Annotated in this window: 21 protein-coding genes and 1 pseudogene; 8 read left to right on the plus strand and 14 right to left on the minus strand. The window is 69.7% G+C overall.

What is annotated here, in order from left to right:
• Positions 1-70: 70 nt before the first annotated feature.
• Together AC1P0E_RS05380 and AC1P0E_RS05385 are read right to left on the minus strand one after the other, a co-directional pair.
• Positions 71-2,688: pseudogene (locus tag AC1P0E_RS05380) on the minus strand (ABC transporter permease/substrate binding protein).
• Positions 2,689-2,695: 7 nt separating this feature from the next.
• On the minus strand, positions 2,696-3,838 hold the full coding sequence (locus AC1P0E_RS05385) for a quaternary amine ABC transporter ATP-binding protein (RefSeq protein WP_482740991.1): 1,143 nt from the start codon (positions 3,836-3,838) through the stop codon (positions 2,696-2,698).
• Positions 3,839-4,069: 231 nt separating this feature from the next.
• Here AC1P0E_RS05385 and AC1P0E_RS05390 point away from each other — a divergent pair, with 231 nt between their 5' ends.
• Complete coding sequence (locus tag AC1P0E_RS05390) at positions 4,070-4,975, plus strand: 5'-3' exonuclease (protein ID WP_482745658.1); 906 nt, start codon at positions 4,070-4,072, stop codon at positions 4,973-4,975.
• Between the two features lie 61 nt (positions 4,976-5,036).
• Positions 5,037-5,879 carry a siderophore-interacting protein gene (locus AC1P0E_RS05395; protein ID WP_482740992.1) on the plus strand — a complete coding sequence of 281 codons (843 nt, stop codon included), beginning with the start codon at positions 5,037-5,039 and terminating at the stop codon, positions 5,877-5,879.
• Positions 5,880-5,933: 54 nt separating this feature from the next.
• Here the strand turns inward: AC1P0E_RS05395 and AC1P0E_RS05400 are convergent, their stop codons facing one another.
• A complete protein-coding gene (locus AC1P0E_RS05400; RefSeq protein ID WP_482740993.1) occupies positions 5,934-6,575 on the minus strand; it encodes a MerR family transcriptional regulator in 642 nt (213 codons plus the stop codon).
• A gap of 174 nt (positions 6,576-6,749) precedes the next feature.
• Between AC1P0E_RS05400 and AC1P0E_RS05405 the strand changes: the two genes are divergently transcribed.
• From AC1P0E_RS05405 to AC1P0E_RS05430, 6 genes are all read left to right on the plus strand, one after another.
• Positions 6,750-7,664 carry a hypothetical protein gene (locus AC1P0E_RS05405; protein ID WP_482745659.1) on the plus strand — a complete coding sequence of 305 codons (915 nt, stop codon included), beginning with the start codon at positions 6,750-6,752 and terminating at the stop codon, positions 7,662-7,664.
• Complete coding sequence (locus AC1P0E_RS05410; protein WP_482740994.1) at positions 7,661-8,155, plus strand: ABA4-like family protein; 495 nt, start codon at positions 7,661-7,663, stop codon at positions 8,153-8,155. Before AC1P0E_RS05405 ends, AC1P0E_RS05410 begins: the two co-directional genes overlap by 4 nt.
• Positions 8,156-8,200: 45 nt before the next feature.
• Complete coding sequence (locus AC1P0E_RS05415; RefSeq protein ID WP_482740995.1) at positions 8,201-8,785, plus strand: sigma-70 family RNA polymerase sigma factor; 585 nt, start codon at positions 8,201-8,203, stop codon at positions 8,783-8,785.
• Entirely contained in the window at positions 8,782-9,546 is a 765-nt protein-coding gene (locus AC1P0E_RS05420) for an anti-sigma factor (protein ID WP_482740996.1), read from the plus strand. The genes AC1P0E_RS05415 and AC1P0E_RS05420 overlap by 4 nt, the downstream gene beginning before the upstream one ends.
• A 63-nt stretch (positions 9,547-9,609) precedes the next feature.
• Positions 9,610-10,974 (plus strand): cryptochrome/photolyase family protein, encoded by a 1,365-nt coding sequence (locus AC1P0E_RS05425; protein WP_482740997.1) that lies wholly within the window; start codon positions 9,610-9,612, stop codon positions 10,972-10,974.
• Positions 10,975-11,162: 188 nt separating this feature from the next.
• A complete protein-coding gene (locus AC1P0E_RS05430; protein ID WP_482740998.1) occupies positions 11,163-11,819 on the plus strand; it encodes a fasciclin domain-containing protein in 657 nt (218 codons plus the stop codon).
• Between the two features lie 64 nt (positions 11,820-11,883).
• Here the strand turns inward: AC1P0E_RS05430 and AC1P0E_RS05435 are convergent, their stop codons facing one another.
• From AC1P0E_RS05435 to AC1P0E_RS05485, 11 genes are all read right to left on the minus strand, one after another.
• The gene (locus tag AC1P0E_RS05435) at positions 11,884-12,525 is read right to left on the minus strand and encodes a TetR/AcrR family transcriptional regulator (RefSeq protein ID WP_482740999.1); all 642 of its coding nucleotides are present in this window, start codon (positions 12,523-12,525) and stop codon (positions 11,884-11,886) included.
• 447 nt (positions 12,526-12,972) lie between these two features.
• Positions 12,973-15,801, minus strand: coding sequence for a DEAD/DEAH box helicase (locus AC1P0E_RS05440; RefSeq protein WP_482741000.1), 2,829 nt, complete (start codon positions 15,799-15,801; stop codon positions 12,973-12,975).
• Between the two features lie 45 nt (positions 15,802-15,846).
• Positions 15,847-16,743, minus strand: a complete 897-nt coding sequence (locus AC1P0E_RS05445; protein WP_482741001.1) for a diacylglycerol kinase — start codon at positions 16,741-16,743, stop codon at positions 15,847-15,849.
• An 18-nt stretch (positions 16,744-16,761) separates the two neighbouring features.
• Positions 16,762-17,709, minus strand: a complete 948-nt coding sequence (tatC, locus tag AC1P0E_RS05450) for a twin-arginine translocase subunit TatC (RefSeq protein ID WP_482741002.1) — start codon at positions 17,707-17,709, stop codon at positions 16,762-16,764.
• A gap of 71 nt (positions 17,710-17,780) precedes the next feature.
• A complete protein-coding gene (gene tatA / locus AC1P0E_RS05455; RefSeq protein WP_482741003.1) occupies positions 17,781-18,080 on the minus strand; it encodes a Sec-independent protein translocase subunit TatA in 300 nt (99 codons plus the stop codon).
• A 208-nt stretch (positions 18,081-18,288) separates the two neighbouring features.
• Positions 18,289-18,486 (minus strand): hypothetical protein, encoded by a 198-nt coding sequence (locus AC1P0E_RS05460; protein WP_364657303.1) that lies wholly within the window; start codon positions 18,484-18,486, stop codon positions 18,289-18,291.
• A 31-nt stretch (positions 18,487-18,517) separates the two neighbouring features.
• The gene (locus tag AC1P0E_RS05465) at positions 18,518-18,802 is read right to left on the minus strand and encodes a hypothetical protein (RefSeq protein ID WP_482741004.1); all 285 of its coding nucleotides are present in this window, start codon (positions 18,800-18,802) and stop codon (positions 18,518-18,520) included.
• Positions 18,803-18,816: 14 nt separating this feature from the next.
• Positions 18,817-19,779, minus strand: a complete 963-nt coding sequence (locus tag AC1P0E_RS05470) for a helix-turn-helix transcriptional regulator (protein ID WP_482741005.1) — start codon at positions 19,777-19,779, stop codon at positions 18,817-18,819.
• A gap of 23 nt (positions 19,780-19,802) precedes the next feature.
• The gene (locus tag AC1P0E_RS05475) at positions 19,803-20,759 is read right to left on the minus strand and encodes a helix-turn-helix transcriptional regulator (protein WP_482741006.1); all 957 of its coding nucleotides are present in this window, start codon (positions 20,757-20,759) and stop codon (positions 19,803-19,805) included.
• A gap of 114 nt (positions 20,760-20,873) precedes the next feature.
• Positions 20,874-21,245 (minus strand): FKBP-type peptidyl-prolyl cis-trans isomerase, encoded by a 372-nt coding sequence (locus AC1P0E_RS05480; RefSeq protein ID WP_482741007.1) that lies wholly within the window; start codon positions 21,243-21,245, stop codon positions 20,874-20,876.
• 58 nt (positions 21,246-21,303) lie between these two features.
• Positions 21,304-22,275, minus strand: a complete 972-nt coding sequence (locus tag AC1P0E_RS05485; RefSeq protein WP_482741008.1) for an FKBP-type peptidyl-prolyl cis-trans isomerase — start codon at positions 22,273-22,275, stop codon at positions 21,304-21,306.
• Positions 22,276-22,352: the final 77 nt, after the last annotated feature.

Raw genomic sequence — 22,352 nt, forward strand, 5'->3', positions numbered from 1 at the left:
GAGGGGCGAGCCTCGCCACAAGGCGATGCCCACCCCTCGGTGGAGCTGCGGTGATGCGTCCGCGCGCGGCTCAGCCGGCGGCCGGCGCCATCTTCTCCGCGATGCCCGGGTTCTCCTTCATCCAGGCCTTCACGGCTTCCTCCTCGTGCCCCGAGCCGCGCTTCTGGATCTCGTTCTCCAGGCCGCCGAGCTGGTGCTCACTCAGCTTGAAGTTCTTGAACCACTTGGTCAGCCGCAGGTAGTTCGCCGGGAACTCCTTGCTGCCGATGATGTGCAGCCGGTCACCCTCGCCGAAGAGCTTCTCGGAGTCCTTGAGCTTGGTCATCGGGTACTCGTTGTAGGCCCAGTGCGGGGTCCACAGAAGCACCGCGACGGGCTCCTTCTTGGCATACGCGCGCTTCAGCTCGGCCAGCATGCCGGGCGTGGAGCTGTCGACGACCTCGTACTCCTTGTCCAGGCCGTAGCCGGGCAGGACGTTCTTCTTGAGGTTCTCCATCGTCGCCGTGCCCGGCTCGATGCCGATGATCCGGCCCTTGAACTTCTTCCCCTTGCCCTTGAGGTCCTCGAGGGTCTTGACGTCCTTGACGTACGACGGGACCGCGACCTCGATCGACGTCGGCCCGTACCAGGAGCCGATGTCGGTCAGCTTGTCGCCGTACTTGTCCCAGTAGTTCTTCTGCGTGTACGGCAGCCAGCCGTCCAGCTGTACGTCGACCTGGCCGCGCGCCATCGCGGCGTACATCGGACCGACCTCGAACTGCTTGAGGTTGATCTTGTAGCCGCGCTGTTCGAGGACTTCCTTCCACAGGTACGTGGCGGCGATGTCCTCCTCCCACGGGAACCAGGCCATCTCGACGGCCCGGTCGCGCTCGTCCTTGCCGTTGGCCGCCTTGGACGTCTTGGCGACGGGGGCCCACTTGTCGGCGAGGCCCGGGTTGTCCTTCAGCCAGGCGCGGACGGCCTCCTGCTCCTTGCCCTTGCCGCCCGCCTGGATCTTCGCCTCGAGGCCCGTGAGCTGCTTCTCGGTCATCTTGAAGTTCTTGAGCCACTTGCCGACGGCCGGGTTCTCGTCCGAGAAGCCCTTGCGGGTGAGCGTGTGCACGCCGTCGCCCTTGCCCCAGGCCCCCTTCGGGTCCTTGAGCTTCTTCAGGTCGTACGTGCTGTACGCCCAGTGCGGGGACCACAGCGTGGTGACAATGGGCTCCTTCTTCGCGTACGCGCGCTTCAGCTCGGCCAGCATGCCGGGCGTGGAGCCGTCGACGACCTTGTACTCGCCCTCCAGGCCGTACTGCTTGAGGACCTTGTCCTTGAGGAGGCCCATCATTCCGGCGCTGGGCTCGATGCCGATGATGCGGCCCTTGAACCGGTCCGACTTGCCCTTGAGGTCTTCGAGGGAGTCGATGCCCTTCATGTACGAGGGGACGGACAGCTCGAGGGAGGTCGGGCCGTACCAGGAGCCCATGTCCTCGAGCTTGTCCTGGTACTTCGCCCAGTACTTCTCGTGGGTGACGGGCAGCCAGGCGTCGGTCTGGACGTCGATCTGGCCGGTCGACTGGCCGGTGTAGAGGGAGCCGGCCTCGTACTGCTTGGCGTCCACCTCGTAGCCGCGCTGCTCCAGCAGCTCCTTCCAGAGGAAGGTGGAGGCGATGCCCTCGTCCCACGGGATGTAACCCATGGAGATCTTCTTGCCCTTGCCGACGTTGCCGGGGTCGTCGGCATTGGCGGCCTTGGCGCCGCCGAACATGCTCATGCCGCCGGCGATCAGCGCCAGTACGAGGACTCCGGCGATGGCGACGGCGGGCTGCGGGCGGTAGTTCCAGATCTTCGGGCCGCCCGACCTGCCCATGGCCTTGGCCTTGGCGAGCGCGCGGCGGCCGAGCGGGGAGACCTGGTGGCCGAGCGCGCCGGTCATCCGGTCCAGATACATGGCCAGGATGACGATGGACAGGCCGGCCTCGAAGCCGAGACCGACGTCGATGTTGCCGAGCGCGCGGTAGACCGCGCCGCCCAGGCCGCCGGCGCCGACCATGCCGGCGATGACCACCATGGACAGGCCCAGCATGATGACCTGGTTGATACCGGCCATGATCGTCGGCAGCGCGAGCGGCAGCTGCACACGCAGCAGGGTGTTGCGCGGACTCGTACCGAACGCCTCGGCCGCCTCGACGAGGTCGCCGTCGACCTGGCGGATGCCCAGCTCGGTCATGCGAACGCCGGGGGCAGCGCGAAGATGATCGTCGCGATGATGCCGGGGACCGCGCCGACGCCGAAGAAGAGCACGCCGGGGATGAGGTAGACCATCGCCGGCATGGTCTGCATGAAGTCCATGACGGGGCGGGTCACGGCGCTGACCGTCTTGGAGCGGGCGGACCAGATGCCCAGTGGTACGGCGATGACGAGCGTGATGATGGTCGCCACGAGAACGAGCGAGAGGGTCGACATGGCGTCGTCCCACATCTCGATCGAGTCGATGAGCGCGAAGCCGACGAAGGCGAGGGCACCGGCGGTCAGGCCGCGCAGCCAGCACGCGATGACGGCGAGGATGCCGGCGAGGAGCAGCGGCTCGGGGGCGGCGAGGACGGTGTAGATGCCGTCCTGCATGCCGCTGATGACCGTGCTGGCGGCGTCGAATACCGGCGAGAGGTGGGTCTGGAGCCAGTCGACGGCGTCGTTGACCCACTCGCCCATGGGGATCCTAGGCACCGGCGGTCACCTTGTCCGTGTTGCTCGCGGAGTCTTCGGCCGCTGTGTCCTGGGCGGTCTTCGCCGACGCCATCGGCTCGCCGAGGACCGCGAGCAGCCGGGCGCGCGGTACGACGCCGGTGAGCTTGCCGTCGGCGTCCGTCACGGCGACGGGCACGCCGCTGGTGGAGCAGGGGGTGAAGAGTTCGATGATCGGGGTGTCCTCGGTGACGGTCGCGGGGGCGGCGTCCAGCACGTCCTGCGCGTCGCGCAGTTCCCGGCCGTCGTCCGTCTTCGTACCGAAGGCCGACTCGGGATCGGCCATGACGGCGCCCGCGGTGAGCACCCGGGAGCGGTCCACGTCCTGGGTGAAGGAGGCGACGTAGTCGTTGGCCGGGGTGACGAGGATGTCCTCGGCGGTGCCCAGCTGGACTATGCGGCCGTCGCGCATGACGGCGATGCGGTCGCCGAGGCGCATGGCTTCGTTGAGGTCGTGGGTGATGAAGACGATGGTCTTCTTCAGCCGCTTCTGGAGTTCGAGGAGCTGGTCCTGCATGTCGCGGCGGATCAGCGGGTCGAGGGCGCTGAACGACTCGTCCATCAGCAGGAGGTCGGCGTCGGTGGCCAGCGCGCGGGCCAGGCCGACGCGCTGCTGCATACCGCCGGACAGCTCGTCGGGCCAGGACTTCTCCCAGCCCTTGAGGCCGGCGAGTTCCAGGGCTTCGGTGGCGCGCTTCTCGCGTTCGGCGCGCGGTACGCCCTGTACCTCGAGGCCGTAACCGGCGTTCTCGAGAACGCTCCGGTGGGGGAACAGCGCGAAGTGCTGGAACACCATGCTGATCTTCGAGGAGCGTACGGCGCGCAGTTCGGCGGGGCTCATCGCGGTGAGGTCCTGGCCGTCGAAGAGGACCTTGCCGGTGGTCGGCTCCAGCAGCCCGTTGAGCATCCTCAGCAGCGTGGACTTGCCGGATCCGGACAGTCCCATGACCACGAAGATCTGCCCCGGCTCGACTGAGAACGAGGCGTCGATCACCGCGGCCGTCGTCCCGTCGGCGCGCAGCTCGTCACGGTCCGCTCCGCTCTCGAGCTCGCGTACCGCCTCTTCGGGTCGTCTGCCGAACACCTTGTACAAGTGATCGGCTTGCAGCCTGGACACATATGCCTCTCGCGTTGAACCGAAAAACGGCTCGCCACACCCCCGCGGGCGGCGAGCCGTGGAGCGGTACGGATTCCGTCCGTTCACCCACCGAGAAGTTGAAACCACAATGGGGTCTGCTCCGAGGCCGCGCCTGCCCTTAGTTGTATGGGCCAAACACAAGAGTGATCCACTTCACCTGCGGGTCACTTGCGTGACGTACGGCATCATCGGGGTGTGACGCGACGCCTGATGCTCCTCGACACCGCTTCCCTCTACTTCCGCGCGTACTTCGGGGTCCCGGACTCCGTACGCGCCCCGGACGGTACGCCCGTCAACGCCGTACGCGGCCTCCTCAACTTCATCACCCAACTCGTCCAGACCCACCACCCGGACGACCTCGTCGCCTGCATGGACGCCGACTGGCGGCCGCACTGGCGAGTGGAGCTGATCCCCTCCTACAAGGCGCACCGTGTCGCGCAGGAGACGGTGACGGGCCCCGACGAGGAGGAGATCCCGGACACGCTCTCGCCGCAGGTGCCGATCATCGAGGACGTGCTGGACGCGCTCGGGATCGCCCGGGTGGGCGTCGAGCCGTACGAGGCGGACGACGTCATCGGCACGCTCGCGGGCCTGGCCACCGGGCCCGTCGACATCGTCACCGGCGACCGCGACCTCTACCAGCTGGTCGACGACGCCCGCCGCGTGCGCGTGCTGTATCCGCTGAAGGGTGTCGGCACGCTCCAGGTCACCGATGAGGCCTGGCTTCGCGAGAAGTACGCCGTGAACGGTCCCGGGTACGTCGATCTGGCGCTCCTGCGCGGCGACCCGAGCGACGGGCTTCCGGGCGTTCCCGGGATCGGCGAGAAGACGGCCGCGAAGCTCCTCGCCGCGTACGGCGACCTGGCCGGGATCATGGCGGCGGTCGGCGACCCGGCGTCCGGGCTGACGCCGTCGCAGCGCAAGCGCCTGGACGAGGCGCGGGACTACATCGCCGTCGCGCCGAAGGTGGTCCGCGTCGCGTCTGACGTACCGCTGCCGGACTTCGACGCGGCCCTCCCCACCGAGCCGCTCGATCCCGCTTCGCTCGACGAGCTGGCGGCGCGCTGGGGTCTTGGCAGTTCGCTGGAGCGGCTGCTCGCCACTCTCCATGGCTAGACTGCTAACTTAGGTAAGCCTAAGCAAGTGTCTCAGCAAGCGAGAGTCAGGGGAGAGCGCCGTGGCAGAACGACCGGCCCGCAAGACACCGCAGGCCCGCGAGGCACAGGTGGTGCGCACCGAGCGGATCACGCCGCACATGGTGCGCGTCGTCCTGGGCGGTGAGGGGCTGGCCGGCTTCGCGGCCGACGAGTTCACCGATCACTACGTCAAGGTGCTGTTTCCCCCGGCCGGCGCGGTCTACCCGGAGCCGTTCGACATGGCGCGGATCCGCGAGGAGTTCCCGGCCGAGCAGTGGCCGGTCACCAGGACGTACACGGTGCGCGCCTGGGACGCCGTGCACCGCGAGCTGACGGTCGACTTCGTCGTGCACGGCGACGAGGGCCTGGCCGGCCCGTGGGCGGCGCGGGTGCGACCCGGCGAGACGGTGCGCTTCCTGGGCCCCGGCGGCGGCTACGCGCCGGACCCGGCGGCCGACTGGCACCTGCTGGTGGGCGACGAGAGCGCGCTCCCCGCGATCGCCGCTTCCCTGGAACGGATGCCGGAGCGTGCCGTGGTGCACGCCTTCGTCGAGGTGGCGGGCCCCGAGGAGGAGCAGAAGATCGTCACGCCCGACGGGGTGGCGGTGACCTGGCTGCACCGCGGCCACAACCCGGTGGGCGAGGCTCTGGTCGCCGCCGTGCGCGGCCTCGACTTCCCGGCAGGGGACGTGCACGCGTTCGTCCACGGCGAGGCCGGCTTCGTGAAGGACCTCCGCCGCCACCTGCGCATGGACCGCGGGATCGCACGCGAGCGGCTCTCCGTCTCGGGGTACTGGCGTCTCGGCCAGGACGACGACGCGTGGCGCGCGGTCAAGCGTGAGTGGAACGAGCAGGTGGAGCGCGAGCAGGAGTCCGCCGCCTGATCCCCCGCTCCCCTTTCTTGTCCGTACGGACGCGACTCGGCCCCCCGCCGGTATTCAGCGGGGGGTCTTGTCGCCTCCGTAGGTACGGGCCGACTCGTCCACCTGCGCAAGCCTGCGCAGCGCCATGAGCACCGCGTCCCCCAGCACCGTGCCGATCACCACGCTCTCCACCAGGTCGTCCATCGCGGCCCGCCGCGCGACGTACGCCAGGTCCGCGCGGGCGACGGTCTGCGCCGCGTCGGCATAGTCGTCGAGCATGCGGGCGAAGCCGCCGTGCCCGAGCCGGCCGAGCGCGGCCAGCGCCGCCGCCAGCGCGTCCACGGCCGGATTCCCTGGATCGACCTGCCACTGACGGCGGGCGATGAGGGCGTCCACCTCGGCCCGGGCAGCGACGGCCTCGTCGTCCGACTCCTCGCCGTACCGCTTGATGATGCTGTTCGTGGCCTCGCCGAGTACGTCGTGCACCGGCCGGGCGGGATCGTCGACCGCCGCGAGCACCTCGCGGATGGCGGCCACCTTCAGGCCGCCCACATCGAGCAGCGCGCGGATGAGCCGCAGCCTGCGCTCGTGCGTCTCGTCGTAACTGGCCTGGTTCGGGCTGGTCAGCAGCCCGGGCGGCAGCAGCCCTTCTCGTACGTAGTACTTGACCGTCGGCACCGGAACCCCGGTTCTGCGACTCAACTCACCGATGCGCACTTCGCGTTCACCTCTCCGTGCTTGCCAACCCACATCCCATCATAGATAGTTTCGCTATCGGATAGCAGAGAGTCCCACTATCCATAACCGGGGAGGGGAACCCCTATGCTCACCACGCCTGCACCGCGTCAATGGCTCGCCTGGCACCGGCCGTTGCTCGTCTTCTCCGGCGTGATGGCCGTCCTGGCCGTCGTCTCGGCTGTGGGGATGATCGTCGACGACCGCGTGCTGGCGGGCTCGGCGATCTGGTTCAAGCCCCTCAAGTTCTCGGTGTCGCTGCTGATGTACGCGATGACGCTGGCCTGGATGCTGTCGCTCGCCACCCGCGGCCGCCGGGTCGGGTGGTGGGCCGGCACGGTCGTCGCCCTGACGGGCGCGATCGAGATGGTCGTCATCGTGGGCCAGGTGATCCGCGGCAGGCGAAGCCACTTCAACTACGAGACAGCCTTCGACGGGCTGCTGTTCAACGTCATGGCCGTGACGATCGTGACGCTGTGGATCGGCTCCCTGGTCATCGCGGTGCTGCTCTTCCGCTCACGGCTGGCCGACCGCGCCTCCGCCTGGGCGATACGGCTCGGCGCGGTCATCGCCCTGGTCGGCGCCGCCCTGGGCAACCTGATGACGCAGCCCACCCCCGAGCAGCGGGCGGCCGGCGGCCGGGGCGCCTCCGACGTGGTCGGCGCGCACAGCGTCGGCGTACCGGAGGGAGGCCCTTCGATGCCGCTGACGGGGTGGTCGACGACCGGCGGCGACCTGCGGATACCGCATTTCGTCGGCATGCACGCCCTTCAGCTGATCCCGCTCTTCCTGCTGGCGCTGATCGCCCTGGCCCCGCGCCTGGCCCGGCTGCGGGACGACCGCGTGCGGCTGCGGCTCGTCCTGGTCGCGTCCGGCTCGTACGCCGCCGTGCTCGCCCTGGTCACCTGGCAGGCACTGCGCGGCCAGGCACTGATACACCCGGACAGCGCAACGCTGGCCGCCGCGGCACTGATCCTTGCCGGAGCGTTCACGGGAACGCTCGTTTCGCTGCGAACGAGTCCCTCACGGGAAGCGTCGGACGGCCGCACCGAGAAGGAGCTCGCGGCATGACCGGAATCCTCTTCGAGCTCACCTTCTGGCTGGCCGCCCCCGTCTGGCTGTTGCTGATCTTCGCGCCCTCCTGGCCGCCGACGGCACGGCTCGCCGCATCACCCTGGACCGTCGCTCCGGTCCTCGTGGTCTATTTCGCCATGGCACTCCCGGTCTTCCCCGAGCTGTGGGCGGCGGTGCGGGCACCCGACATCGACGTCTTCCGTGACCTGGCGGTGCAGGCGAACGGGGCGGGGGCGATCTGGGCGCAGATCATCGCGTGGGATCTGCTGATCGGCCAGTGGATGTTCCTCGAAGCGCGCAGGCTCTCCATCCGTCCGCTGGTGATGGGTCCGCTGCTGGTGCTGACGGTCCTGCTGTCGCCTTTCGCCCTGCCGGTCTTCCTGGTCCTGCGCGCAGTGCGAACGAAGGCGACGAAGGCGACCATGGGAGGAGAAACGATCTTTACCCCGGACCAATCCATGGGGCCGACGGCTCCGAATGTGCGGTGAAGCCTGTCCCGGGCCCGGTCGGTCCGCACCGTGGAGGAAAGCCGCGTGAACGAAGTCGTACACATCGGGGGAATCGCCTCGGCACCGTCCGATCTGCAGGAGCTGCTCGGGAAGGTGGCCCGTGGTGACCGTGATGCCTTCAGCCAGGTCTACGACACGGTCTGCGGGCCCGTACTGGGCCTGGTGCGCGCGGTACTCCGCGATCCGGCGCAGTCGGAGGAGGTCACCCAGGAGGTGCTGATCGAGGTCTGGCGGGGCGCCGCGCGCTTCCAGCCGTCCCGCGGCTCGGCCATGACCTGGGTGCTCACTCTGGCCCACCGCCGGGCCGTGGACCGCGTGCGGTCCGCGCAGGCCTCCTCGGACCGCGAACGGAAGGCGGCGCTGCTGGAACAGACACCCGCCTTCGACCAGGTGACCGAGGAGGTCGAGAGCCGTCTCGAGCGCGAGCAGGTACGACGCTGCCTGCGCACCCTCACCGAACTGCAGCGGCAGTCGGTCACGCTCGCGTACTACCGGGGACTGGCCTACCGCGAGGTGGCCGAACTGCTGGCCGTACCGCTCGGCACGGTCAAAACACGCCTGCGCGACGGACTGATCCGGCTGCGCGACTGCCTGGGGGTCGGCGCATGAACACCGCGGAGCTGCACACGCTGACCGGGGCATACGCACTGCACGCACTGAGCGCCGAAGAGCGCGCGGAGTTCGAGCGCCACCTCAAGGACTGCCCGCCCTGCGCCCAGGAGGTGCGGGAACTCGCCGCCACCGCGGCGCGGCTGGGGCTCGCGATGACCGTGACGCCGCCCGCCGCGCTCAAGGAGCAGGTGATGCGCCGGATCACCGCCGAACGCCAGGAGCCGCCCAAGGTCCCGCAGACCGTCCCGGCATCCGCCACCGGGCGGCGGGCGCGCGCGCTGCCGCGCCTGGTTCTCGCAGCCTGTCTGGCGGCGGCCACCACCTTCGGCGGGGTCGCGGTGTGGCAGCACCAGGAGGCGGGGGACGCGCGGGAACAGGCGCAGCGGTCCGAGCGGCAGTCCGAGGCACTGGCATCGGTGCTCGCCGCGCCGGATGCCAAGGTCACCACGGGGAAGCTGACGGACGGCGCGACCGGCACGGTGGTCGTCTCCCGTGAGCGGAACAAGGCCGCCTTCCTCGTCTCCGGGATGCCTCAGCCGCCGAGCGGCAAGGTCTACCAGCTGTGGTTCGACGACGACGGCACGATGCGCTCCGCCGGACTGATGGACCGGTCGGCGCTCTCTGGGCCGGCCGTGGCCGTACTGATGGACGGCCCCGTCGACGAGGCTCGGGGGATGGGCATCACCGTCGAACCGGCGGGCGGCTCCCCACAGCCGACCACGGCTCCGCTGGCCCTGATGAACTTCGCGGCCGCCTGAGAAGGCCCAGAGGACTCCTGAGAAAGCACAAGAGCACACACAAAGGACTAGGAGCGCGCGCGTATGAGTGTCGCCGTGGTGCTGTTCACCTCCGATCTGCGGCTGTACGACCATCCGGCGCTCGGCGCGGCGCTGCGCCGGGCCGACGAGGTGGTGCCCTTGTTCGTACGGGACCAGGGCGTGGCGGAGGCGGGCTTCGACGCGCCCAACCGTCTCGCCTTCCTGGCCGACTGCCTGGCCGCCCTCGACGCGGGGCTGCGTGCGCGCGGCGGGCGCCTGGTGGTCCGTACCGGTGATGTGGTGGAACAGGTCTGCCGGGTGGTGGCCCGGTCCGGGGCCCAGGAGGTGCATCTCGCTGCCGGGGTCAGCCGTTACGCGGCGCGCAGGGAGGAACGGCTGCGCGCCGCTCTCGGGAACGTTCGTTGCGCGCTGCACGTCCACGACGCGGTGATCACGGCGGTGCCGCCCGGGCACGTCACACCGGCCGGCAAGGACCACTTCGCCGTCTTCACGCCGTACTTGCTCAAGTGGGAAGCGGCGGGCGCGCGCGGCACGGTGCCGACTCCCCGGTCCGTACGCGTCCCGGACACGGTCGAAAGCGATCCCCTGCCGTCACGCCGAGATGTCACGGGAACGTCGCCCGGCCTCGCGACAGGCGGTGAACAGGAGGCCCGCAAGCGGCTGCGCGCCTGGCTGGCGGACGGCTTGGAAACGTACGAGGAACAACACGACGACCTGCCCGGTGACGCCACTTCACGGCTCTCCCCCCACCTCCATTTCGGCTGTCTCTCCGCGGCCGAACTGGTCCACAGCGCGCGGCACAAGGGCGGCCCCGGTGCGGACGCGTTCGTACGGCAGCTCGCCTGGCGGGACTTCCACCACCAGGTCCTCGCGGCCCGCCCTGCCGCGTCGTGGTCCGACTACCGCGCGCGCGGCGACCGGTGGCGTACGGACCGGCAGGACATCACCGCCTGGCGGGAGGGTCGCACCGGCTATCCCGTGGTGGACGCGGCCATGCGCCAGCTGCGCCACGAGGGGTGGATGCACAACCGGGGGCGGCTGCTGGTGGCGAGCTTCCTGACCAAGACGCTGTACGTCGACTGGCGTGTGGGCGCCCGGCATTTCCTGGATCTGCTGGTGGACGGGGACATCGCCAACAACCAGCTCAACTGGCAGTGGGTGGCGGGCACCGGTACCGACACCCGCCCGAACCGGCTGCTCAACCCGCTGACCCAGGCCAGGCGTTTCGACCCGACGGGTGACTACGTGCGGCGCTGGGTGCCCGAACTCGCGGGGCTCGCGGGCGCGGCCGTCCACCAGCCGTGGACGGTGGCAGGGGCGGACCGGGCCCGGATCGACTACCCGGAGCCGATCGTGGATCTCGCGGAGGGCCGTGCCCGCTTCGAGCGGGCGCGCGGTCTGAACTGACTTCGGCGCCTCTCGCGACCGACCACCAGTACGGGAATTGATCAGTTCGGGGAGCGACCAATCCGCGGCGCCCGCGGCACCGAATAGGGGGTGTGAGCGGAGATCCGGAAGCAATGGCAGCGCGCGGCGGAACAGCGCGTCCGGAGCCTTCGCAGCCCTCTTCGTACGTCCCCCTGAAGGAGAACCCCATGAAGACCTCCCGCTTCCAGCGCATCGCCGTCGTCGTCGCGGGCGCCGCGCTGCTCCCCCTGTCGCTGACCGCCTGCGGCAGTGACGACAGCAACGACAGCGACGCCGCGGGCTCGCCGACCGCTGCGGCGGAGACCTCGGAGTCCTCCGAGTCCTCGACGGGCGACCAGGCTGCGACCACGGACAAGCCGTTCGGCCCCGGGTGCGCCTCGGTGCCGGAGGACGGAGCGGGCAGCTTCGACGGCATGGCGCAGGACCCGGTCGCGACGGCCGCCTCGAACAACCCGGCGCTGTCCACCCTGGTCACAGCGGTGAAGAAGGCCGGTCTGGTCGACACGCTGAACAGCGCCGAGAACATCACGGTGTTCGCGCCGACCAACGACGCCTTCGCGAAGATCCCGAAGGCGGACCTCGACAAGGTCCTGAACGACAAGGCCATGCTCACCAAGATCCTGACCTACCACGTGGTGGGCGAGAAGCTCACGCCGAAGCAGCTCGAGAACGGCTCGTACGAGACGCTCCAGAAGGGCAAGCTGACGACGTCCGGCTCCGGTGAGTCGTACCGGGTCAACGACTCCGCCAAGGTCGTCTGCGGCAACGTCCCGACCTCCAACGCGACCGTCTACATCATCGACTCGGTCCTGATGCCCAAGTAACTTGAGTCCCGAGACCGGCCGGAGGCGACTGAGCGCCCACGGCCGGTTCCGGACGTCCGGCGCTTCACCCCTGCGGGCGCTCCGCGATGCCCGCGACGCGCAGTGCCGCGTCGGCCGTCGCGGTGGCGAAGGCCTCGGGCGGGCGGTCGGGGGCGCAACGGTGGATCAGTATGACGCCCTCGATGAGTCCGAAGACCAGGTCCGTACGGAGCGCCAGTTCACCCTGGCCGAGGTCGCCGCAGGCCTTCGTCGCGGCCAGCAACTGCCGGTAGGCGTCCTTGAGATCGGACCGTACGCGGCGGAAGCCGGAGAAGGCCTCCGTACGCACCTCGGGGAGCAAGTAGAGCGCGCCGAGGTTGTGCGGGCCGCCGCACAGCAGCTCGACGTCGGAGCGGCAGAGCTGCCACAGCCTGGCTTCGGCCGACACCATCTCGTCGGCGAGCAGGCGGCGGGCGAGGACCAGGGACGGGGCGACGGTGGACTCCAGGAGGTCGGCCAGCAGCTCCTCCTTGCCCGCGACGTAGTGGTACATCGTCGCCTGGCGCATCCCGGCGCGCTCGGCGACGGCGCGGGTCGTCGTGGCGGCGTAACCGCGGGTGGTGAACAACTCGGCCGCCGCTTCGAGGAGTTCCTCGCGGGGCGACAGACCGTTGTCCGGCCGCTGCTGGGCGCGCGGCCGTCCCACCCGTCGTCCTGTGGTGCTCATGGAGCCGATCGTCGCACACGCCTTCCCGGTCGATCCCGGTGAGCACCCCGTCAGCCCGCGCCTGCCCCGCTGATCGCGGCGGTGCGGGGTGCGGGGTGGGGGTGCGCCTGCGCGTACCCCGGCCGACGGTGTCCGGGAGCGGAACCAGGCCACCGTCCGGCGCAGCCCCTCCTCCGTCTCGACCCGCGGCTGCCGGCCGAGCCATTCACCGGCCCGTTCGATCACCGGGCAGCGGCGGACCGGGTCATCCACCGGAAGCGGGCCGCGCGGCGCAGCATCCGGTAGCGGGGCGGCGATGGCAGCCGGGCAAAGGTGGCGGCGGCGACTGAGAGGGCGCCAGGGGCTCCTCGGTGCCGGCCGGGCTCCGAGCCGGGGACCCCACACATCAATGCGCCGCTCCCCCGAAGCTCGGGGGAGCGGCGCATCAACAATGCTTGAGACGGATCGTCAGCCCACCGACGAGTACGCGACAACGCCCCGCAGCACGGCGTCAACCGCCTTGCGCGCGTTCTTCGTGACCGTACTGCCCTCGGCCGACGACGGCGCGGCCGCCGCGATCTGCCCCAGTACGTCGATGACCTGCTTGCACCAGCGGACAAAGTCCCCCGCCGGCATCTCCGCCTCGCGCAGCACCTCGTCGAGCCCCTTGCCGGAGGCCCACATGTACACCGCCCACGCGAAGCCGAGATCGGGCTCGCGCTGCCCGACTCCCTCCGCCTGGTTGATCTTGAAGTCCTCCTCCAGGGCATCGAGCCTGCCCCAGATACGGACCATCTCGGCCAGCGCGTTCGTCGCGGGACCCGTCGGCACCTTGGGCGCGACCGCGTCGTCCGCCTGGCGCGCCTCGAAGACCAACGCCGAGACGCACGCAGCCAGTTCGGCCGGGTTGAGCCCTTCCCACACGCCCTCGCGCAGGCACTCGGACGCCAGCAGGTCCAGCTCGCCGTAGAGCCGGGCGAGCCGCTTGCCGTGCTCGGTGGCCTTGTCGCCGCGCAGATAGTCCAGCTCGGTCAGCAGGGCGTAGATCCGGTCGAAGGTACGGGCGATGGTGTTCGTCCGCCCCTCGATGCGCCGCTCCAACTGCTTCGTGTCCCGCTGGAGACGGTGGTAGCGCTCGGCCCAACGGGCGTGGTCCTCACGCTCGTCGCAGCCGTGGCACGGATGCGCCCGCAGCTCGGTGCGCAGCCGTGCGATCTCACGGTCGTCGGCCGCGACCGCGCGCTGCTTGCGGTGCCGCTCGGGCGCGATGTGCCCTGCCTTGGTCCGCAGCGCGGATGCCAGGTCACGCCGCGACTGCGGGCTGCGCGCGTTGAAGGACTTCGGGATCCGCATCCGCTCCAGCGCCTCCACCGGCACCGGGAAGTCGATCGACGCGAGTCGCTTGACCTGCCGCTCGGCGGTCAGCACCAGCGGCCGTGGCCCGTCGTGCTGATCGAACCCGCGGTGCCCGTTGGCCCGTCCGGCGGGCAGTCCCGGATCCAGGACCAGCGCCAGCCCCGCGAACTTGCCGGTGGGCACATGGATGACATCGCCGGGCTTGAGCTTCTCCAGCGACGCGGCCGCCGCGACCCGCCGCTGCACCGCGCCCTGCTTGGCCAGCTCGGTCTCGCGGTCCTTGAGTTCGCGGCGCAGCCGCGCGTACTCCTCGAAGTCCCCGAGGTGGCAGGTCATGCCCTCCCGGTAACCCTCGATCCCCTCTTCGTTCTTCTGGACCTGCTTCGAGATCCCGACGACCGACTTGTCGGCCTGGAACTGCGCGAAGGAGGTTTCCAGCAGCTCGCGCGACCGGTGCCGCCCGAACTGCTGCACCAGGTTGACCGCCATGTTGTACGACGGCTTGAAGCTGGAGCGCAGCGGATACGTACGCGTCCCGGCCAGTCCCGCGAGCGCGCCCGGGTCCATACCGCGCTGCCAGAGCACGACCGCGTGGCCCTCGACGTCGATGCCGCGCCGTCCGGCCCGGCCGGTCAGCTGCGTGTACTCGCCGGGGGTGATGTCGGCGTGCTGTTCGCCGTTCCACTTGACGAGCTTCTCCAGCACCACCGAACGGGCCGGCATGTTGATGCCGAGCGCCAGCGTCTCGGTGGCGAAGACGGCCTTGACGAGCCCCCGCACGAACAGCAGCTCGACGACCTCCTTGAAGGTCGGCAGCATGCCCGCGTGGTGCGCGGCGATGCCCCGCTCCAGCCCTTCGAGCCATTCGTAGTAACCGAGGACGTGCAGGTCCTCGCCCGGGATGGAAGCCGTCCGCTCCTCGACGATCTCGCGCACCAGCAGGCGCTCGTCCTGGTCGTTGAGGCGCAGTCCGGCGTACATGCACTGCTGTACGGCGGCCTCGCAGCCGGCCCGGCTGAAGATGAAGGTGATCGCGGGCAGCAGGCCCGCGCTGTCGAGCCGCTCGATGACCTCGGGTCTGGCGGGGGTCCAGATGCGGCTGCGCTGTCTGCGCTCCCGCTCCCGGTCGGCCTCCCGTGTGTTGCCCCGGACGCGGCCACGGCCGCGCGCGAAGGACGTCGTGCTGTTCTCCATCCGCGCCATGCGGACCAGGTCCGGGTTGACCTCGCGCCTGCCGCCCCTGCCGTCGTCGGACTCCTCGAAGAGGTCGTACATCTTCCGTCCGGCGAGCACGTGCTGCCACAGCGGCACGGGCCGGTGCTCGGAGACGATCACTTCGGTGTCCCCGCGGACGGTGTCCAGCCAGTCGCCGAACTCCTCCGCATTGGACACGGTCGCCGACAGCGACACGAGCGTCACCGAATCGGGAAGGTGGATGATCACCTCTTCCCAGACGGCTCCGCGGAAGCGGTCGGAGAGGTAGTGCACCTCGTCCATCACCACATACGCGAGCCCGCGCAGCGCCTGCGATCCCGCGTACAGCATGTTCCGCAGGACCTCGGTGGTCATGACGATCACCGGGGCGTCGGGGTTGACGCTGTTGTCACCGGTCAGCAGCCCGACCTTGTCGGCGCCGTAACGCCGCACGAGGTCCTGGAACTTCTGGTTGGACAGCGCCTTGATGGGCGTGGTGTAGAAGCATTTGCGGCGCTCGGCCAGCGCCAGGTGCACGGCGAACTCACCGACGATGGTCTTGCCCGAACCGGTCGGGGCGGCCACGAGCACACCCTTGCCGGCTTCAAGGGCTTTGCAGGCCTCGATCTGGTACGGGTCCAGCTCGAAGTCGTACAGCTCGCGGAAGGGCGCAAGCGCGGTGGCCTGCTCGGCTGTGCGGATCCGGGCAGCGGCGTAACGCTCAGCTGGGGAAAGGTCCTCTGTCATCTTGTCTTCGAGCCTACCCGCCACGTATGACAGTCAGCCCGATCTTTAAATACGCGGGCCGAGCACCCTGACCGCGCCGGGTACGCACACGGCGGTGAGCGGCAGCGCCCCCAGCGGCTCCCCGTCGGCGTACCCGGTAATTCCGTCCGCCACCAGCTCGACCTTGGCAGCCCGATGGACGGAGACCTTGGGGTGGCTGAGATGCGTCCCCCTGTACACCTTCGGAAAGACCTTGATCAGCGTCGTACGGGAGCAGTCCCCGACCACCGTGACGTCGAAGAGCCCGTCGTCGGCCCGCGCGTCGGCGCAGATCCGCATCCCGCCCCCGTACGACGTCCCGTTCCCCACGGCGACAAGCGTCGCCTCGACCTCACGGACATCCCCGTCGTCAAGCGTGATCCGGTACGCAACGGGCCTGAAGGAGGCCAGTTCCGCGATCATCGCGAGGTCGTACTTCAAACGCCCGCTGGGCCACCGCATCCGGTTGCCCCGGTCATTGACCCGCGAGTCGAATCCGGAGGCGAGTACGGTCCCGAACCACTTCTCCCCCACCCGCCCCAGATCCACATCCGTGATCTGCCCGCCCTTGAGGGCTTCGGCGACCAGCCGCCCGGCCCCGGCCGGGTCCCGTACGGGCAGCTTGAGCGTACGGGCGAAGTCGTTGCCGGTCCCGACGGCGACCACCCCCAGCGGCGTCCGCGTCCCGGCGACGGCCTGCAGAGCGAGCGAGACCATCCCGTCGCCGCCGACGGCTATGAGCGCCCCGGTGCCGCCCTCGACGGCGTCGCGCGCCCGCCGCAGGGCGTCGTCCGCGTCCTGACCGAGGACCGTGCGTACGGAGAATCCCGCGTCCCGCAAAGCAGAAGCGGCCGGCTGCGCGGCGTGCGCGCCCCGGCCGCGGCCCGCGGTGGGATTGACGAAAAGGGTGATCTCACTGGTCACCCGGCGGACCCTACAAGGTCACGTGACGTCGTCGTAGCCGTTCAGCTGCTTCGGTCCCGAGCCGGCGCGCTCGGCGCCCGTCTGCTCGGGGAGCGCGCGAGCGGCGGGGACCGTTTCGATCTCCCCGACCGCCTCCGGGGTGAGGTCGAGCTCCGAGGCCTCGTCGTCGTCCAGCTCGGCGTCCGGGTCGTTGCGGGCCCGTCGCTTGTCGTTCAGCATCGAGAATCCGACCGCCATGAAGTACAGGAGGGTGATCGGCCCGGCCAGGGCGAGCATGCCGATCGGGTCGGTCGTCGGTGTGATGACCGCACCGAAGAGGAAGACACCCATGATCACGCCGCGCCACCACCCGAGCATGCGACGCCCGGTAAGAATGCCCGTGAGGTTGAGCATGATCAACACCAGTGGCAGCTCGAAGGCGAGGCCGAAGACGAGCACCATGCGCAGGGTGAAGTCGAGGACGTCGCCCAGGGACAGGATGTTCGCCGAGCCCGCCGGAGTGAGGCTGATGAGCACCTTCACGCTGATGGGAAGGATGAGGTACGCGAGGTAGGCACCGGCCGAGAACAGCGGCACCGCGGCGCCGACGAACGCGTATGTGTACTTCTTCTCGTTCTTGTGCAGCCCCGGCGCCACGAAGGCCCAGAGCTGGTACAGCCAGACAGGGCTCGCGAGGACCAGACCGGCGGTGAGGCTCACCTGGATCGTCACGGTGAAGGGAGCCGTCAGCGTGTTGAACGAGACGATCGCGCAGTTGCCACCGTCGCTGGTCTCGTTCCTCCCGCACTTGGGCACCGACTGCGTCAGGAACGACATGAGCTCCTCGCTGTACACGAGGGCCACAATCGTGACCGCCATGATCGCGAGCAGCCCCTTGGCGAGCCGGTTGCGCAACTCGCGCAGGTGCTCCACGAGAGGCATGCGCCCCTCGGGGTCCTTCTCCAGTTTGGGGGCAGACTTGAGCAACCCACGTCCTCATCTCGTGCGGCAGGCCATCACCGTTCTTCGCGAAAACGGCGCCTGCGGCGGCCCAGGTGTCAGCGCTTGGTCGTGTCGGTCGGCTCGGCCACAGGGCGCGAACTCGTCACGTCACCGGGCGCGGCCTTGATCGTACGAGGCGCCGGCGTGGTGGGGTCCTGGGCGTTGCCCGTCGCGTGCGGCGGCGGGTCCGCGGGGGTGCTCTGGTCGTCGTCCTTCTTCATCGCCTTGGCCTCGCTCTTGAGAATGCGGGCCGACTTGCCCAGCGAACGGGCCATGTCCGGAAGCTTCTTGGCACCGAACAGCAGGATGATGATGACGAGGATGAGGATGATCTCGGTGGGGCCGAGCCTACCCATAGCTTTTACCTTCTTCACCGAGGCGACAGGGAGTCTGATGCCCGACCGGCCGGACATTTGTCCGGTCGCCGCGCTGGCTGCGATCGTAACCCGTAGGAGTAAACGCAGAGCAATGCCCGTGCATACTCCGGATTGCGGCCCGCGCCTCGCTCCAGGAGCCGCTCAACCAGCCTACGCCTTCACCCGCGCCGTACGGCGCCCGCGCTCCCTACCGCCAGGCTTCGCCAGTGCGAGCCAGGTCCTCGGCCGCGCGTTCCAGGTTCTCCGCGGCCGTATTGATCTCCCGCGAGGTGTCGGCGACCTGGCGCCCGAGGCGCTGGACCTCGACGAACACCCGGATCGCCAGCACGCCCAGTACGGCGAGACCACAGAAACCAAGAGCGATTGCGAGCATCGGCCAGAGCATGCGCAGAGCCTAGACGGTCGGGGGGCGGGGTTCAGCCGGTGGTGTGGAGTCGCAGCGTCCGTACGCCGCCACCTGTGAGCAGCTCGACGATTCGCTCGCCCGCCGGTTTGCGCACCGCCGCGTCGCACTCGGGGCAGGTGAAGGAGTAGAAGGTCGTACGGCGGCTGGCGCCTATCGCGAGGCGCAGCGAGCCCGCGGACAGTTCGAAGCGGGCACCGCAGTCCGGGCAGCCCGCCTTGAAGAGGACCGGGCCCACCTGGGCGTGGATCCCCTGGGCGTGGGCCCCCTGGGCGGGGATCCCTGGCAGTAGCGACATGTCCACCGATCTCCTTACGCCCCGCCGGGGCTCTCGTACGCCGCCAGCGCCTCGCGGGCCGCCTCCCGCGCGCTGACCGCCAGCCCCGGTGGCGACACGATGTGCCCGTCCCTGCCCAGCCGCAGCCCGAGCCGCCGCAGCGAGGCCGGTTCCGGCGTACGCAGGGTGATGCGCAGACCGCCGTCGGGCAGTTCCTCCGCACTGTCGTGCGGGTAGTACTCGGCGACCCAGCGCCCGCCGGGTCCGACCTCCACGACGACCTCCGGGTCGTCCGCCGAGGGCTGGACGAGCCCCTCCGACAGGTCACGCAGCTCGATCTCCGGCGGTACGGACGGCTCGTCCAGCAGCCTGATCTCGGCGACCCGGTCGAGCCGGAACGTACGCCGCGCCTCGGAGAGCCTGCACCAGGCCTCCATGTACGTGTGGCCGACGGCGAAGAGCCGGATCGGGTCGACCTCTCGCTCGGTGAGTTCGTCGCGCGCCGGGGAGTAGTAGCGCAGCCACAGCCGGCGCCGCTCCGAGATCGCCCGGTCGACGTCGGCGAAGACCCCGCCCTCGGATTCGAAGGTCACGGAGAGCCTGGAGCTGGCGCCCGCCACTTCACCCGCCGCGGCCTCCAGCTTCGCGGTGGCCCGCAGCAGCGCCTGCCGGTCGCCCTCACGCAGCCCGGGGAGGGTGGAGACGGCGCGGGCGGCGACGAGCAGCGCGGTGGCCTCGTCGGCGGCGAGCCGCAGCGGCTCCGCGACATCGTCGGGGTTGTGCCACCAGATCCGGTCGCCGTCGGTGTCGATGTCGAGAAGGTCGCCGCCGCGGAAGCTCGTTCCGCACATGGGCAGGACGTCGAGGTCGGAGATCAGCTCGTCCTCGGTGATCCCGAAGGCGCGGGCGACGTCGGTGACATGTGCGCCGGGGCGCTCGCGCAGGTACGTCACCAGGGAGAGCATCCGCCGGGTCTGGTCGATCGCGTTCGTGGCCATGGTGGCTGTGTCCTCGGTCCTTCTCAGTCCTTGGCCACGGCGCGCAGCCGGTCCACGACGTCCGCCCGCAGGTCAGCGGGCTCCAGTACGACGACCTCGGGGCCGAGTTCGACGAGCCAGGCGTCGAGCCCGTGTCCGTACGGAATCGCCAGCTCGTCCCAGCCGTCACCCAGGTCCCGTACGGCGGTGGCCCTGGCCCGCAGCGGGTAGCCGGAGCCCTGGCGCAGCTTGATCAGGGCGCTGCGGGTCGCGGTCTCGCCCGCCCAGCTCTCGACGGTCTCGCGTACGGTCACGACGTCCGGCACCTCGGCGGTGAAGGACCCGGCGCGGGAGCGGACCTTGCCGGTGATCCGGGAGAGCCGGAATACGCGCTCGGCGCCGCGCTCGCGGTCCCAGCCGGCCAGGTACCAGTGGCCGCGCCAGCACTCCAGCGTCCACGGCTCCACGTGCCGGGTCTCGGCGCGGGCGGAGTTGGCCTTGCGGTAGTCGAAGACGACGGGGCGCCGGTCGCGGCAGGCGAGCATCAGCGGCTCGAAGGCCGTCTCGTGCACCGGGATACGGGGTTCGAGGGCGCTGTGGTGGCCTTCGAACGGGTCCTCCGCCTCGGGCATGCCCGCCGCGCGCAGCTTCTGCAGTGCGCCGCTGGCGGCGCCGGCGAGGCGGGCCTGCTGCCAGACCTTGGCCGCGAGGGTGAGGGCGGCGGCTTCTTCGGCGTCGAGGGTGATGGCGGGGAGCCGGTTGCTGTCGCGGCGGGCCAGATAGCCGGCGTCGCCGTCGAGGTTTTCGACGGTTTCGATGACCAGACCGAGTTCGCGCAGATCGTCCTTGTCGCGCTCGAACATCCGGTTGAAGGAATCGTCGGTGCCGGCTTCGAGGTAGGCCTCGATGGACCCTCTCAGTTCCCGCTTGCTGAGCGGGCGCCGGGTCCCGAGCAGGCACAACGCCAGGTTCATCAACCGTTCGGCCTTGGCAATCGCCATCGGCACCCTCTCTCTTGCTCTACGACCCTCGACCGTACCGCCCCGGGGTGTCGCGGCAAAAGCCGAGGGCCCATGCCGACGGACGGCATGGGCCCTCGTACCGCTCCTAGTTGATCAGACCGCGACGAGGTCGCAGACAAAGATCAGCGTCTCGCCCGGCTTGATGACGCCGCCGGCGCCCTGGTCGCCGTACGCGAGGTGCGGGGGAATGATCAGCTCGCGACGGCCGCCGACCTTCATGCCCTGCACGCCCTGGTCCCAGCCGGCGATGACCTGGCCGCCGCCGAGCTGGAACTGCAACGGCGTGCCGCGGTTCCAGCTGGCGTCGAACTCTTCACCGGTGGAGAAGGCCACGCCCACGTAGTGGACCTTGACCTTCTGGCCCGCCTGGGCCACCGCGCCGTCGCCCTCCCAGATGTCCCTGATCTGCAGGTCCTTCGGCGCCTCGCCACCCGGGAAGTCGATCTCGGGCTTTTCGATGCTCACGGAAAATGCTCCTCTGTACTACGAACTGGGCAACCTGGACAGTCTCACAGATCGCCGGTCAGACGGCGCCGAGGATGTCGACGACGAAGACCAGCGTGTTCTTGGCGAGTGGGCTGCTCGGGTCCGCGCCGTAACCGAGCGAGGGCGGGACGACCAGCAGTACGCGGTCACCGACGCGCTTGCCGGTCAGGCCCTTGTCCCAGCCCTGTACGACGGATCCGGTGCCGATCTGGAAGGCCGTGGCGCCACCGTGGTCCCAGGAGGAGTCGAACTTCTTGCCGTCTTCCCACTTGACGCCGGTGTACTGGCCGATCAGGCCCTGGCCGGCCTCGATCTTCGCGCCGGAGCCCTTGATCAGTACCTGCTGCTTCAGCTCCTTGGGGGCCTTTTCGCCCTTGGGGATGGTGACGGTGGCGGCCTTCTGGGGCTCGGCCTTCACCGTGGGCATGCCCGCGTCGGGCGCCGCCTGCGTTCCCTTGACCTCACCCTTGGCGTCGACCTTCGCCGCCCCGACCAGATCCACGACCCAGACGAGGGTGTCCTTCGCGGTGATACCCGACTGGGGGTTCAGGCCCTCCCCGATCAGATCGCTCGCGGTGCCCTGGACCAGCACTCGGCTGCCGGTCTTGCGGCCGGAGACGGAGTCGAGGACTTTCGCGGGCACTTGCTGGCTCGGCTGGCCGAGGCGCTCCACGGGCTGCCGGTGCGGCTGCTTGTCGCCGCCCTGCCCTGCCCAGGTACCGCCGAGGTCGGCCGGGTCGTCCCACTTCCGCACGGAGTAGTCCACGCGGATGAAGTCGCCCTTCTTGGCCTCCGGTCCGCTGCCCTCGGAAACCGTCTTGACGACGGTCTTGTCGTCGGGCTTTGCGTCCTTGGCCACGGAGACCTCGGGCTTCTCCCCGAATTTCCCCTTGACCTCGGCCACACCTGCTGCCGACTCGTTTGACGAGTCCGAACCACACGCGCTTGTGAGCAGCAGGGCGGGCACGGCCAGCAGGGAGGCGATACGTCGCTTGGTGTTGTAGTTCATCAGTCCAACTGGGAGTCGGGGCCACGGGCAATGGCCGCCACTCTACGGTGTGCCGTCGGCTCAGCCGTCGATCGTTC

The organism is Streptomyces sp. TRD_SC_5, assembly GCF_056836825.1.

Excerpts from the sequence above, each read along its gene's own strand:
- AC1P0E_RS05390 (WP_482745658.1), top strand. The coding sequence starts at position 4,070 with ATGCTCCTCGACACCGCTTCCCTCTACTTCCGCGCGTACTTCGGGGTC.
- AC1P0E_RS05405 (WP_482745659.1), top strand. The coding sequence starts at position 6,750 with ATGGCCGTCCTGGCCGTCGTCTCGGCTGTGGGGATGATCGTCGACGAC.
- AC1P0E_RS05410 (WP_482740994.1), top strand. The coding sequence starts at position 7,661 with ATGACCGGAATCCTCTTCGAGCTCACCTTCTGGCTGGCCGCCCCCGTC.
- AC1P0E_RS05420 (WP_482740996.1), top strand. The coding sequence starts at position 8,782 with ATGAACACCGCGGAGCTGCACACGCTGACCGGGGCATACGCACTGCAC.
- AC1P0E_RS05425 (WP_482740997.1), top strand. The coding sequence starts at position 9,610 with ATGAGTGTCGCCGTGGTGCTGTTCACCTCCGATCTGCGGCTGTACGAC.
- AC1P0E_RS05430 (WP_482740998.1), top strand. The coding sequence starts at position 11,163 with ATGAAGACCTCCCGCTTCCAGCGCATCGCCGTCGTCGTCGCGGGCGCC.
- AC1P0E_RS05435 (WP_482740999.1), bottom strand. The coding sequence starts at position 12,525 with ATGAGCACCACAGGACGACGGGTGGGACGGCCGCGCGCCCAGCAGCGG.
- AC1P0E_RS05440 (WP_482741000.1), bottom strand. The coding sequence starts at position 15,801 with ATGACAGAGGACCTTTCCCCAGCTGAGCGTTACGCCGCTGCCCGGATC.
- tatA (WP_482741003.1), bottom strand. The coding sequence starts at position 18,080 with ATGGGTAGGCTCGGCCCCACCGAGATCATCCTCATCCTCGTCATCATC.
- AC1P0E_RS05460 (WP_364657303.1), bottom strand. The coding sequence starts at position 18,486 with ATGCTCTGGCCGATGCTCGCAATCGCTCTTGGTTTCTGTGGTCTCGCC.
- AC1P0E_RS05465 (WP_482741004.1), bottom strand. The coding sequence starts at position 18,802 with ATGTCGCTACTGCCAGGGATCCCCGCCCAGGGGGCCCACGCCCAGGGG.
- AC1P0E_RS05470 (WP_482741005.1), bottom strand. The coding sequence starts at position 19,779 with ATGGCCACGAACGCGATCGACCAGACCCGGCGGATGCTCTCCCTGGTG.
- AC1P0E_RS05475 (WP_482741006.1), bottom strand. The coding sequence starts at position 20,759 with ATGGCGATTGCCAAGGCCGAACGGTTGATGAACCTGGCGTTGTGCCTG.
- AC1P0E_RS05485 (WP_482741008.1), bottom strand. The coding sequence starts at position 22,275 with ATGAACTACAACACCAAGCGACGTATCGCCTCCCTGCTGGCCGTGCCC.